Raw genomic sequence first — 12739 nt, 5'->3', positions numbered from 1 at the left:
GTTGCTTCCGGTCCCTCTTCTCCCCGCGGGGGAGAAGAGGGAGCAAGCGGCTCGCTCGCAGCCAATGATCAGCCTAGTACTGCCTTGATCTTGTCGGCGGCCTGGTCGAGCGCGTCCTTCGGGCTCATCTGGCCGGTCAATGCCGCCTGTATGGCGTCCTGGATCGCCTTGGAGATCTTCGGCCATTGCGGATGCGGACCGCGCGGCTTGGCGTATTTCAGCTGTTCGAGGAAGACCTTGAGGGCGGCATCCTTCAGCGGTTGGCCGCTTTCGGGGATCGAGATGTCGGAACGGGCCGGAAGCTGGCCGAAGTTCTTGAACATCTTGTCGTCCTGCGAGGCGAAATATTCGAGCGCCTTGAAGGCTTCGGCCGGATGTTTGCTGGTGGCAAAGATCGCCCAGTTGAAATCACCCATGGCCGAAGAGCGTTCGGCCCCTTCCTTCGGAACTGGGAGCAGGGTGACGCCCCAATCGAATTTCGCTTCCTGCGTCATGCGGTCGAGCTCCCACGGACCGGAGATCGCCATGGCCGCATTGCCCGAGTTGAAGGTTCCGGTCGAATCCCACTGACCGCGCGTCAGCGTATCGGGAGAAGCGAGCTTCTCGTCCATGATCGTCTTCCAGATCTCCAGCGCCTTCACCGCGCCGTCGGCATTGATGTGCTCATAGCTGCCGCCGCCCATCTGGGCCCAGGGAAGGAACTGGAAGGTGCCCTCCTCGTTGGCCTTGGCCGAGAAGGCGAGACCGTAGACGTTCTTGGCGGGGTCGGTCAGTTTGCCCGCATCCTCGACCAGCTCGTCCCACGTCTGTGGCGGTTTCGCCGGATCGAGGCCCTTCGCCTTGAACATGTCCTTGTTGTAATAGAGCGCGATCGTGTTGGTCGCCTTCGGCACGCCAAAATACTTGCCGTCCCACTCGACCGATTTCAGCGGTCCGGGGAAATAATTCTCCGGCTTGATGACGGTCGACTTGGCGATCATGTCGGTAAGATCGAGGAAGGCGCCGCGCGACGAGAACAGCGCGTGCTCGGGATTGTCGACGGCGATGATATCGGGCGCCTGGCCGGTGGCATAGGCGCGCATCGCCTCGGTGACGACGTCGTCGAACTGGATCAGCCGGTATTCGATCTTGATGCCGTTGTTCTGGGCGTTGAACTCCTTGACGAGGTTCGGCGCCGGCTGGGTGTCCTTGTCAAGCGACCAGAGCGTCAGCGTGACGTCCTCGGCCTTGGCCGAAAGACCGAACAGCGAGACGCCTGCAAGGGCAAGCGCTCCCAGAATTGCATATTTGCGGATAGCCATGGTTCTCCTCCTTTGTGGTTATCCCCGTATCCGGCAATTCCTCCTTGCCGGAAACGATGTCATCAGGCCGGATCGACGACGAATTCGCCGCCCCGGGCATGCTTGAGGTGGTTGAGCGCATAGACCTGGCCGGTCATTTCAAGCGCGTCGCGATAGACCGGGTCGTGCCAGCCTTCGATATCGATCGAGCCCGACCAGCCGGCCAGGCGCAGCTCGGAAATGATATCGGTCCAGTTGCTGTCGCCGAAGCCCGGCGTGCGCATGAAGACGAACTTCTCCTTGCCGAAGATGCCGTGTTCCTTGATGACCTCCCAGCGGATGGTCGCGTCCTTGCCGTGGACATGGAAGAACTTGTGCGCCCATTTGCGGATCTGCGGCAAGGGGTCGATCAGATAGACCATCTGATGGCACGGTTCCCATTCCAGGCCGATATTATCATCAGGCGTCTCGTTGAAGATCAGTTCCCACGCATCGGGATTGTGGGCGATGTTCCAGTCGCCGGTCGCCCAATTGCCGTCCATGGCGCAGTTTTCGAAGGCGATCTTGATGCCCTTGTCGGCGGCGCGCTTGGCAAGCTCGCTCCAGATCTGCTTGTAGCGCGGCAGGCTGTCGGTCAGCGGTTTGCCGCGGATGCGGCCGGTGAAGCCGGCAACGCAGGTGGCGCCGAAGTGATGGGCATTGTCGATGCAATCCTTCCAGCCCTGCAGCGTTTCGAGGTCGATTTCGGTTTCCTCAAGCGGATTGCCGAACATGCCGAGCGTCGAGATGGTGATGTCGCGGTCGCCGATCGCATCGAGGCAACGCTTGCCGAGTTCGGCAAGGTCCTGGCCCTTGGTCGTTTGCCAGAAGAAGGGTTCGAAGCTTTCGAAGCCCATATCGGCGATATCGCCGATGCGGCTTGCGGCATCGCCCTTGTTGCCGCTGACCATGGTGCCGATGCGAATGGATTTTGCGGGGTTGCTCACGTCATGTCATCCTATGCTGAAATTTCGACGCGCTTGCCGGTCTTGGCGCTTTCGATTGCGCCGAAGACCATGGCAAGGCTTCTGATATTGTCGGAATTGACCGTCTCGGGCTGCTTGCCGGTGCTGATCGCCGCGATGAAATCGGCGATGACGCTGGCGTGGCCATGGGTTTCTTCATCGTGTTCCGGACCGGGAACGTTTACGGCTGCAAAGCCATGCAGAAGGCCGGGCTCTTCGCCGGCAACGGCCGCCTTGAAATTCTCTTCGCCATCCCAGGTGAGCATTCCCTTCGAGCCGACGAGGCGCCACTGGCTTTCCCAGCTGGTTCGCTCGCCCTCGGCGCACCAGGAGCCGCGATAGGTGAAGACGATGTCATCGGAAAATTCGAAAATGGCGTTGGCCGAGGCGCCGTGCCGATACCACGAGCCCTTTGGATTGCGCTCGACGCAATAGACGGCGAGCGGCTTCCTATCGGCGACGTAGCGCGCCGCATCGAAAGTGTGGATCGCCATGTCGAGAAGCAGGACGTTAGCCATCTCTTCGCGAAAGCCGCCGAAATGCGGCGCGATGAAGAAGTCGCAATGGATGCCGGTAAGGTCGCCGATCGCGCCGCTGTCGACGAAACGGCGAAGACGCCGGACCCCCGATATGAAGCGGCGGTTCTGGATGACAGCGTGGATGCGCCCGGTCTCGGCGGCAAGATCGATCAGCGCAGCGCCCTCGGCAAGCGAAGCGGCCATCGGCTTTTCGCTGAGCACATGGCAGCCGGCCTTCAGCGCCGTCGAGACGACGTCGTATCGAGCCGACGGAATGACGATGTCGAAGACCAGATCGGCCTTGGTGGCGGCGATGACGTCAGCCAGGTCCGAACCGATGACGGCGTCCTCGAGGCCGAACTCCGCGGCAAGCGTTTCCGCCGTCTTCCGGTTCAGGTCGACGAGGCCGACAATGGTGATGGCATCGGCCAGCAGAGGGTTGGAAGCGATCGCACGCAACCAACCTTTGGACATAGCTCCGCACCCGCACAGAATGGCACTGAATTTCACGATTTCCTCCGAGGGAATGGCGCCAACTCCTAGTGACACGCACTCCGTAAACGTTTACGACTGTATGCGGAAACTTTTTGCCGTGTCAATAGAGGTCAGATGCCAAATTGATCCGGATGATTTTAGGCCGGGTCGGCCTAAAATCTGAATCCTGATCTAAACCAAAGAAACAGAGCATGATGTCGTCCGAAAACCGCGCACACTTTTCGGCATCATGCTCTAGGGAAAATCGCCACCGATGAAGGGGATTCGCCAGCTCGCCGACCACCTGGATATTTCGATCGGCACGGTCTCGCGTGCCCTGAACGGCAAGCCCGATGTCAACGAGGAAACCCGCCGGCGCGTGCTGGCTGCGGCCGAGGAACTCGGCTATGTCGCCAACCAGTCTGGGCGGAGCCTGCGTCAGGGAGAGACGAAGGTCATCGGGTTGATGATCGAATCCAGCAAGGAGACGGTCGAGAATGCCGACAACTTCTTCCTTGGCGTCACCAGCGGCCTGCAGAGCGTCTTTGCCCGCCATAAGCTCGACCTCGTGATGTTGCCCTGCCCGAGCGACGAGGACCCGCACGAATATCTGAAGCGGATGGTGGCACGGCACATCGTCGATGCGATGATCATCGCGGACACGCAGCGCGTCGACCGGCGCATCGACTTTCTGTCGCGGGCGAAGATCCCCTTCGTGGCGCTCGGCCGCAGCCTTTCGGCCGGCGATTTTCCATGGATCGATCTCGATTTCGAGGGCGTGGCCGACCATGCCGTCGAGCGGCTGGTCACGCTGGGGCATCGTCGGATCGCGATCACCGCGCCGTCGAGCGAAGCCAATCTCGGTTATCTCTTTGTCGAAAGTTATCGCCGCGCACTCGAACGACACGGTATCGCATTCAACCCGGCACTCGTCATCCGCGTCAAGTCGAGCGAACGGGGTGGTTACCAGGCGGCCCATGAACTGCTGCTGCTCGAAGAACGGCCGACGGCGGTGATCCTGATCTATGAGCTGATGGCGATCGGCCTTTACCGCCGCCTGATGGAATCAGGTGTCATGCCCGGCCGCGATCTTGCGGTGATCGGCTTCCGCGACGCTCCTCGTGCACGGTTCTTGCAGCCGTCGCTCAGCTGCTTCCGTATCTCGCTCTACGATCTCGGCGTCGCGCTCGGCCGAATGCTTCTCGCCAACATGCAGGCCTATAGGGAATTCTATCCGAACGAGAGCCGCAACATCGTCTGGCCTCTCGAACTGATAATGGGTGAGAGCGATGCGTTTCAGGTCGGGGTCATGGCCTGAGCGCTATCGGCTCGCTTCCGGAAAGCGGAAGCGAGGTTCGTCCATTCCAGCGGCGGCGACGCCTCATGTGCCAGCAGGGAAGAACCGGTTTTCCGGCCGCGGCAATCCGAGATGTTCGCGCAGTGTCGTGCCTTCGTATTCGCTGCGGAACAGACCGCGGCGCTGCAGCTCGGGAACCAGCCGTTCGGTGACGTCGAGGAGACCCTGCGGCAGATAGGGGAAGACGACGTTGAAGCCGTCCGAACCTTGCTCGTCGAGCCAGCGTTCCATCTCGTCGGCGATACTGGCCGGGGTGCCGACGAAGGCAAGGCCGGCATAGCCGCCATAGCGCTGCGCCAGCTGACGCACGGTCAGATTTTCCTCCGCCGCAAGCTTCAGCACCTGAGCGCGGCCGGTCTTGCTGGCATTGGTGTCGGGAATATCGGCCGGCAGCGGCGCATCGGGATCGAAGCCCGAAGCGTCGTGACCGAGCGCGATCGAAAGCGAGGCGATGGCGCTGTCGTAATGCACCAGACTGTCGAGCGTGGCGCGTTTGGCGCGCGCCTCCTCGATGCTGTCGCCGACGATGACGAAGGCGGCGGGCAGGATCTTCAGATGGTCGCGCTTGCGGCCGATGGCTTCCATGCGGGTCTTGATGTCGGCATAGAGCGCCTTGCCGGCGGCAAGATCGCGCGGCGAACAGAAGACCATCTCGGCGGTCTCGGCGGCAAGCTGGCGGCCGGGATCGGACTGGCCGGCCTGGACGATGACGGGCCAGCCCTGCGGCGGCCGGGCGATATTGAGCGGCCCGCGGACGCTGAGTTCCTCGCCTTTGTGGGCGAGCACATGCATCTTTTCCGGATCGAAGAACTGGCCGCTCTCCCGGTCGCGGATGAAGGCATCGTCGGCGAAACTGTCCCACAGCCCGGTCACGACATCGTAGAATTCCCGCGCACGGTGATAACGTTCGCCATGCTCCACATGTTCGTCCAGGCCGAAATTGAGCGCGGCGTCGGGGTTGGACGTCGTGACGATATTCCAGCCGGCGCGGCCGCCACTGATATGGTCGAGCGAGGCGAAGCGACGAGCGATGTGATAGGGCTCGTCGAAAGTGGTGGAAGCGGTGGCGACGAGGCCGATACGCTCCGTCACCGCCGCCAGCGCCGATAGCAGCGTGAAGGGCTCGAAGGAGGTCACGGTGTGGCTGCGCCTCAGCGCCTCCACAGGCATGTTGAGCACGGCAAGGTGATCGGCCATGAAGAAGGCGTCGAATTTCGCCCGTTCCAGCGCCTGCGCGAAGGACTTCAGATGGGCGAAATTGAAATTGGCGTCGGGATAGGAACCGGGATAGCGCCACGCGCCGGTGTGCAGGCTGACGGGACGCATGAAGGCGCCGAGGCGCAACTGCCGTGGGGTCATGACTTTCCTCATGGATCGGGCAAGGCGGTCGCCTGCCCCGCATTGGGCGTTCTTTCTGCAACCGTCGCGGCGACGGAGCGGGATATCGGTTACGTAGGAAGTCGCCGAAATCAAATCGAGACCGGAAGCGGCAATTCCGGGTGGGAATTTTATCGCTTGCCAAGCTACCTGGGCCGCGCCGGTGCAGAACGCAAACCCTAATCGCGGCGGTTGGAGACTGATAAGCAAACACTTTTCATTTTCGATGGCTTCTATAGAATTTGTGCTCTTATCTCGACGCTCGATTTCTTTCACCGATAGGCTCGTCAGAATTGGAGACATCGATGAACACAGTGCTGAGGTCAACAGATCAGATCCGGCCCGTGGCCGCCCGTATCGGCAGCGACGAGGAAGCGATCGCCACCGCCCGCAGACTGGCGGCCCAATTTGCCGCGCGCGCCGCCGAGCGCGATGCCGACCGGATCCTGCCGTTTACCGAACTCGATCTTCTCGCCCAGTCCGGTCTGCTCGCGATCACCGTGCCTGCGCAATATGGCGGGCTCGACGTCTCCAACGCAGTGCTTGCCGAGATCACTGCGATCCTGTCGGAGGCGGATGGTTCGATCGGCCAGATCCCGCAGAACCATTTCTATATTCTTGAGGCGCTTAGAACCGATGGCGGCGAGGAGCAGCAGCGTTATTTCTTCGGCCGTGTGCTGGCCGGCGATCGTTTCGGCAATGCGCTTTCCGAGCGCGGCACCAAGACGGTCGGCCATTACAACACGCGCATCACCCGCGATGGTCCGGGCTACCGGATCAACGGCCGCAAATTCTATTCGACCGGCGTTCTCTTCGCCGACTGGGTCACCGTCTTCGCGCTCGATCCGGAGGATCGGCTGACAATGGCCTTCGTGCCGAAGGGCACCGAAGGCGTCGAGATCGTCGACGACTGGGACGGCTTCGGCCAGCGCACCACCGGCAGCGGCACGACGATCCTCGACAATGTCTATGTCCGCGCCGATTCCGTGGTCTTCCATCACAAGGGTTTCGAGCGGCCGACGACGATCGGTTCCGTCGGCCAGATCATCCATGCCGGTGTCGATCTCGGGATCGCGCGGGCGGCCTTTGCCGAAACGCTTGATTTCGTCAGGACGAAATCCCGCCCGTGGATGGATAGCGGCCTCGATCGCGCTTCCGACGACCCGCTGACGATCGCCAAGGTCGGCCAGATCGCCATCCGGCTGGAAGCCGCAACCGCTCTTGTCGAGCGCGCTGGCCACAAGGTCGATGCCGCGCAGGTCGAGACGACCGAGGAAAAGGTGGTTGAGGCCACACTTGCGGTTGCCGCCGCCAAGGTGCTGACAACAGAGGTGGCGATCGAGGCGGCGAATACGCTCTTCGAGCTTGCCGGAACCTCGTCGGTACAAACAGGTCTCAATCTCGACCGCCATTGGCGGAATGCCCGCACCCATACGCTGCACGATCCCGTGCGCTGGAAATACCATGTCGTCGGCAACTACCATCTGAACGGCGTGACGCCGCCGAAGAACGGTGCGCTCTGAAGCCTTCGTCGCTTTCAAACGAAAACCCCACCGCCGCTGCCGGCAGTGGGGTTTTTCATTGTCGATGAAGCCGTGGCCGCCTCAGCTATAGAGGCTGACCTCCGGTATCCGGTCGTTCAGCACGAATTCACCGACTTCTTTCGCCTTGTAGAAGACCGGGTCGTGCAGCGTGTGGGTACGGACATTGCGCCAGAACCGGTCGAAACGGTATTTGTCTGCCGTCGAGCGGGCGCCGGTCAGCTCGAAGACGCGCGAGGTGATGTCGAGCGCCACATGGGTGGCGTGCACCTTGGCGGTATAAGCTTCCGCCGCCGCCTCGCCGCGCTCGCGCGCCGTCACGTCGCTGCCACGGGCAAGACCCGCCTGCACGGCTGACGCCGCATGGTCGGCAAGGGCTGCCGAGGCCTTCAGCGCCGCGGTGAATTCGCCGACGCGTTCGAGGATATAGGGATCGTCGGCCGCCCGCTCGACGCCTGACGTGATCCACGGCCGGGTGGTGGTTCTGACGTAATCGACGGCCGCCTGCAGCGCGCCTTCGGCGGTGCCGAGATAAAAGTTGACGAAGACCAGCTGGATGAACGGCGTGTTGAAGGTCGACAATACAGGCGGCGCTGCGTCGGGGGCAGCCGGCGCACCGACGAAATCCTCCTCGTAGACCGGGAAGTCGCGGAACTCGACGCTGCCGCTGTCGGACAGGCGCTGGCCGATATTGTCCCAGTCGTCATTGGCGACATAGCCGGGGCGATTGGTCGGCACGGCGAAGCCGGCGATCTTGTCGTCGAGCGTGGCATTGGCGTTGATGTAGTCGGAGACCCGTGCCGCCGTGGAGAAGGATTTGCGTCCGTTCAGCACATAGCCGTTGCCACGACGAGTCAGCACCAGCCCGGGATCGCGCGGATTGACCGCCGCACCCCAATAGAGGTTCCTGGCGACGGTATCGCTGCCCAGCGCATGGGCACGGGCGGCATCGAGGGCCCAATAGATATACTGGCTGTTGACATAGTGGTAGCCGAGCAGCTGACCGATCGAGCTTTCGCCGCGGGCGAGAATGCGCACCAGCCTCAGTCCATCGACCCAGTCGAGGCCGCCGCCACCGATTTGGGTGGGATGCAACGCATTGAGCAGCCCGGCATTTTTCAACTTGATGATCTCGGCGAGCGGGGGACGGCCTTCGCGGTCGAGGTCTGCGGCGCGCCGGGAAAGATCGGCAGAGATATCCTCCGCACGGGCAAAGAGGTCTGCTCGGGTTGGGTTGCGGCTGGCCGCGAAGACGACATTGGACTGGCTCATGGGCGAAACTCCAATTCTCCAAAAGATGATCCGGCGGGAGCTTGAGGCTCCCGCCGGAAGGATCAGCGTGACCTCCTCAGAAAAGCTTGTCCGGAATCCAGCTCGCGGTTGCCGCATCGCTCGTGCTGAAGGCCGGAATCTTCGCAGCCAGTTCCTCGATCGTCTTGACGCCGGCCGCCCGCAGGCTCTCCTGCGTCAGAAGCGTCGGCTTCACGGTAATCTGATGGGGAACCGTCTGACCGGCGATCTCGAGGGCAGCGGCACGGATGGAGACGGCGCCGACGACGGCCGGATTGGTCGCGACGGTCGCAACCCAGGGGCTGCCTTCCTCGGTGATTTCCTGGATATCGGCGGTCGAGACGTCGGCCGAATAGATCTTCAGCTTAGCTGAAATGCCGAGATCGTTGGCGGCGAGCTTCACACCGCGGGCGAATTCATCATAGGGGGCAAAAACGACCGATATATCGGGATTGGCGGTGAGCGCGGCCTTCGCCTGGTCGGCGGTCGAGGTCGCCGTCGTGTCGCTGACATTGCCGAAACGGGCCTTTTCGACCACGCCCTTATTCTCCGACTTGAACTTGTCCCAGACCTCGTTGCGGCGGTCGAGCGGCGCAAAACCCGCGACATAGACATAACCGGCGTTGAAGTCTTTGCCGTTGTCCTTCACCACCTGTTCGAGCGCCAGCGAGGCGAGCTCGTGATCGCTCTGCTCCACCTGCGGGATCTTGGGGTTGTTGAGGTTGACGTCGAAAGCCACGACCTTGATGCCCTTGTCGAGCGCCTGCTGCACGACGTCGCCGAGCGATTCCGGAAGGCCGTGGTCGATGACGATCCCGGAGACGCCGAGATTGATCGCCTGCAGAATCTGCTCGCGCTGCTCGGCGGCGTCCTGCCGTCCGGGGAAGACGCGCAGGTCGATATCCAGCGCCTTGGCCTGGGCTTCCGCACCGGCCTGGTAGGCCTGGAAGAAATCGCCGGCCGAGATGTAGCTGATCAGAGCCACCTTGACCCCGCCCTTATCAAAGGGGGCCGGAGCGCCGGACAGGCCGTCGGCTTTTGCGCCTTGAATGAAAATGAACGGAATGACGGCGGCAGACAGTGCGAGCCGTGCGAGGGATTTCATCGTCGCGTTCCTTCTAGCAATCGGAAGCGTCGTCTGACGGGTTGGGAGCCCCGCGACGCATCGGATTATTTAGATATAATCTCTATGTTTTTAGTAGAGTAAATGATCCGATTTTCCGGGCTGCGGGAGATTCTTTGTTTCCCGGGGACAGTTTGTGAGGGAAAGGCGTGCCTGGAGTTCGACCACCCGGACGGGGCACACTCCTGATACAAATGCAGTCCCGGACATGATCGATGCCGCTTCTTCACATTGAAAATATCACCCGCAGTTTCGGGTCGACGCGGGCGCTTGCCGGTGCTGAACTGTCGCTGGAGCGCGGTGAGATCGTGGCGCTGATGGGTGCCAACGGTGCGGGCAAATCGACGCTGGTAAAGATCCTCTCCGGCGTCCTTCCGGCCGATGGCGGCACGGTCAGCTTCAATGGCCGCCCCTTTGCGCCGCGCAGCCCGGCCGACGCGGCAAAGGCCGGTGTCGTCACGGTGCATCAATCGACGGATCTCGTCGGCGCGGCTGGCCTGAGCGTTGCCGATGCCCTGCTGCTCAACCGGTTCGCCGATCGGAGCGCGCCCTTCTTCGTCTCGCGCGCCGGCATCCGCCGCGCCGCGCAGGCAATGCTCGATGCCGCCGGCTTCAGCCTGCCGATCGATCGTGATTTCGGCGACCTCGGCAGCGCCGACCGGCAACTGGTGGCGATCGCCCGGGCGCTTGCCAACCGCGCCGATCTGCTCATCCTCGACGAGCCGACGGCGAGCCTTTCCGGAGAGGAAAGCCGCCGCCTCTTCGATATTCTTCTCAGCCTGCGCAAGCGCGGCCTGGCGATCCTTTATATCTCGCACCGCACCGCCGATCTCGAAGCCATCGCCGACCGTGCGCTCGTCATGCGCGGCGGTCGCGTCGTCGGCACCTTCTCGCGGCCGATCGATTTTTCGAGCGCCATCGAGACGATGATCGGCCGCCGACTGGATGCGGCCCGGCCGGATGCGCGGCCTGCGACCGGTCCGGCGATTTTCGAGATGCGCGACATCAGCCTGCTCCCCGAAGCTGAGCCCTTCGATCTGTCCTTGCATGAGGGCGAGGTGGTGGCGATTACCGGCGTGCTCGGCGCCGGCAAGAGCCGGTTGCTCCAGGCGATCTTCGGCGTGACGGCGCTTGAGCGCGGCGCGATGTTCCTCGACGGCCGGCCTTACCGGCCGAAAAGCCCGGCCGAAGCGATCGCCGCCGGTGTGGCGATGGCGGCCGAAGACCGGCACCGTTCATCGCTGATGCCGCCGGCATGGCCCGGCCATTCGCTGTCGGCGACGATCAGCCTGCCGCATCTTGGCAAATGGTATCCGCGCGGTTTCCTGGTCGGTGGCCGTGAACGACGCGAGGCCGAGCAGGCGATCGTCCGTCTCGGCATCAAGGCCGCCGGTCCCCTCGCCTCGATCTGGTCGCTCTCCGGCGGCAACCAGCAGAAGGCGGTGATCGCCCGCTGGGAGGCTGAACCGAGCCGGCTGCTACTGCTCGACGAACCCTTCCAGGGTGTCGACGTCGGCGCCCGTCATGACATCATCCGGGCAATCCGCGCCCGCACCGACCGGGCGACGCTGATCGCGACCTCCGACCCGGAGGAGGCCTATGAAGTGGCCGACCGCATCCTCGTCATCGACCGCCACGTGTTGAGGCCCGCGGCACACGGGGCCGCTTTTGCCTCCGTAATCCAGGGAATATCCGCATGACGACGATCGACGACGACACTCTTCCGCAGGCAAGCGCCCGGCCGAAGGCATCACCGCAAGCCGATAATGGTCGTCTTGCCGCCTTCGGGGCGTTCCTCCGGGCGGGTGCGGTGTTCATCCTGCTTACGGCTCTCGTCATCGGCTTCACCATCGCCGAGCCCGCCTTCATCAATATCGCCAATCTGATGAGTATTCTGCAGGCAGTGTCCGTCGTCGCCATTCTCGGCGCCGGCGTCACCGTGACGCTGGCCGTCGGCGGTTTCGACCTGTCGATCGGCGCGGTCGCCGCATCGAGCGTGATGGCGGCGAGTTATGCGATGATCGTCTGGCATCTCGATGCCTATGTGACGGTACCGCTGGTGCTCGCCTTCGGCGCCCTGATCGGTCTCGTCAACGCCTTCCTGATCGTGCGCCTGAAGGTGCCGGATCTCCTGGCGACGCTGGCGATGATGTTCCTGCTTTCCGGTCTGCAACTGATCCCGACCGCCGGCCGGTCGATTTCGGCGGGCCTCACCCTGCCCGACGGTTCGAAGGCGACCGGCGCCTACGACCCGGCCTTTCTTCTGATCGGCCGCTACAGCATCCTCGGCACCCTGCCGGTTGCCGTGGTACTGATGGCGGTGGTCGCCGTCGCGCTTTTCATTCTCACCGAACGCACCCGCATCGGCCGGCTGCTGTTTGCGACCGGTGGCAACGAGGTCGCGACCCGGCTTGCCGGCGCGTCCACAGTCCGGCTGAAGACGCTCGCCTATGTGATTTCGGGCACGCTGGCGGCGCTGGGCGGCATCGTCATCGCCGCCCGCGTCGGGCGTGGCGATGTCTCCTCCGGCGGCTCGTTGCTGATGGATTCCGTCGCCGCCGCGCTGATCGGTTTTGCCGTCCTCAATCTGCGCCGCCCGAACGTGCTCGGCACCATTGCCGGCGCCGTCTTCGTCGGGGTGCTGCTGAACGGTCTCACCATGCTGAACGCCCCTTATTACACCCAGGATTTCGTCAAGGGCGCCGTGCTCGTCGGAGCCTTAGCGCTGACCTACGGCCTTGGCCGCAGCAATCCCTAATTCCAAGGAAGAAAGAC

Annotated in this window: 10 protein-coding genes; 4 read left to right on the top strand and 6 right to left on the bottom strand. The window is 62.8% G+C overall.

Annotated elements, in window-relative coordinates; translation table 11 throughout:
* Window positions 1–68: 68 nt before the first annotated feature.
* From NE851_RS04410 to NE851_RS04400, 3 genes are all read right to left on the bottom strand, one after another.
* The gene (locus NE851_RS04410) at window positions 69–1301 is read right to left on the bottom strand and encodes an ABC transporter substrate-binding protein (protein WP_183907591.1); all 1233 of its coding nucleotides are present in this window, start codon (window positions 1299–1301) and stop codon (window positions 69–71) included.
* A gap of 62 nt (window positions 1302–1363) precedes the next feature.
* Complete coding sequence (locus tag NE851_RS04405; protein WP_047613133.1) at window positions 1364–2266, bottom strand: sugar phosphate isomerase/epimerase family protein; 903 nt, start codon at window positions 2264–2266, stop codon at window positions 1364–1366.
* An 11-nt stretch (window positions 2267–2277) separates the two neighbouring features.
* The gene (locus tag NE851_RS04400; RefSeq protein WP_183907589.1) at window positions 2278–3312 is read right to left on the bottom strand and encodes a Gfo/Idh/MocA family protein; all 1035 of its coding nucleotides are present in this window, start codon (window positions 3310–3312) and stop codon (window positions 2278–2280) included.
* Window positions 3313–3550: 238 nt separating this feature from the next.
* On the opposite strand from NE851_RS04400, the gene NE851_RS04395 reads away from it, so the two are divergent.
* Window positions 3551–4594, top strand: coding sequence for a substrate-binding domain-containing protein (locus NE851_RS04395; protein WP_183907587.1), 1044 nt, complete (start codon window positions 3551–3553; stop codon window positions 4592–4594).
* Between the two features lie 63 nt (window positions 4595–4657).
* Here the strand turns inward: NE851_RS04395 and NE851_RS04390 are convergent, their stop codons facing one another.
* Window positions 4658–5992: an LLM class flavin-dependent oxidoreductase gene (locus NE851_RS04390; protein ID WP_063476110.1), complete on the bottom strand. Its 1335-nt coding sequence runs from the start codon at window positions 5990–5992 to the stop codon at window positions 4658–4660.
* 323 nt (window positions 5993–6315) lie between these two features.
* On the opposite strand from NE851_RS04390, the gene NE851_RS04385 reads away from it, so the two are divergent.
* Window positions 6316–7533, top strand: a complete 1218-nt coding sequence (locus NE851_RS04385) for an SfnB family sulfur acquisition oxidoreductase (protein ID WP_183907585.1) — start codon at window positions 6316–6318, stop codon at window positions 7531–7533.
* Between the two features lie 81 nt (window positions 7534–7614).
* Here NE851_RS04385 and NE851_RS04380 read toward each other — a convergent pair whose 3' ends face one another.
* Window positions 7615–8823, bottom strand: coding sequence for an acyl-CoA dehydrogenase family protein (locus NE851_RS04380; RefSeq protein WP_097594790.1), 1209 nt, complete (start codon window positions 8821–8823; stop codon window positions 7615–7617).
* A 76-nt stretch (window positions 8824–8899) separates the two neighbouring features.
* The gene (locus NE851_RS04375) at window positions 8900–9946 is read right to left on the bottom strand and encodes a substrate-binding domain-containing protein (RefSeq protein ID WP_063476107.1); all 1047 of its coding nucleotides are present in this window, start codon (window positions 9944–9946) and stop codon (window positions 8900–8902) included.
* Between the two features lie 233 nt (window positions 9947–10179).
* On the opposite strand from NE851_RS04375, the gene NE851_RS04370 reads away from it, so the two are divergent.
* Window positions 10180–11664: a sugar ABC transporter ATP-binding protein gene (locus tag NE851_RS04370; protein WP_097594791.1), complete on the top strand. Its 1485-nt coding sequence runs from the start codon at window positions 10180–10182 to the stop codon at window positions 11662–11664.
* Window positions 11661–12722 carry an ABC transporter permease gene (locus NE851_RS04365; protein WP_097594792.1) on the top strand — a complete coding sequence of 354 codons (1062 nt, stop codon included), beginning with the start codon at window positions 11661–11663 and terminating at the stop codon, window positions 12720–12722. The genes NE851_RS04370 and NE851_RS04365 overlap by 4 nt, the downstream gene beginning before the upstream one ends.
* The last annotated feature ends 17 nt before the right edge of the window (window positions 12723–12739 follow it).

Source organism: Rhizobium anhuiense bv. trifolii (genome assembly GCF_024346605.1).
GTDB classification, from domain to species: domain Bacteria; phylum Pseudomonadota; class Alphaproteobacteria; order Rhizobiales; family Rhizobiaceae; genus Rhizobium; species Rhizobium anhuiense.
This window is presented reverse-complemented; position numbering and strand designations above follow the sequence as displayed.

What these genes read in the sequence shown, in the direction of transcription:
- NE851_RS04410 (WP_183907591.1), bottom strand. Translation starts at nt 1,301, where the DNA reads ATGGCTATCCGCAAATATGCAATTCTGGGAGCGCTTGCCCTTGCAGGC.
- NE851_RS04395 (WP_183907587.1), top strand. Translation starts at nt 3,551, where the DNA reads ATGAAGGGGATTCGCCAGCTCGCCGACCACCTGGATATTTCGATCGGC.
- NE851_RS04390 (WP_063476110.1), bottom strand. Translation starts at nt 5,992, where the DNA reads ATGACCCCACGGCAGTTGCGCCTCGGCGCCTTCATGCGTCCCGTCAGC.
- NE851_RS04385 (WP_183907585.1), top strand. Translation starts at nt 6,316, where the DNA reads ATGAACACAGTGCTGAGGTCAACAGATCAGATCCGGCCCGTGGCCGCC.
- NE851_RS04380 (WP_097594790.1), bottom strand. Translation starts at nt 8,823, where the DNA reads ATGAGCCAGTCCAATGTCGTCTTCGCGGCCAGCCGCAACCCAACCCGA.
- NE851_RS04375 (WP_063476107.1), bottom strand. Translation starts at nt 9,946, where the DNA reads ATGAAATCCCTCGCACGGCTCGCACTGTCTGCCGCCGTCATTCCGTTC.
- NE851_RS04370 (WP_097594791.1), top strand. Translation starts at nt 10,180, where the DNA reads ATGCCGCTTCTTCACATTGAAAATATCACCCGCAGTTTCGGGTCGACG.
- NE851_RS04365 (WP_097594792.1), top strand. Translation starts at nt 11,661, where the DNA reads ATGACGACGATCGACGACGACACTCTTCCGCAGGCAAGCGCCCGGCCG.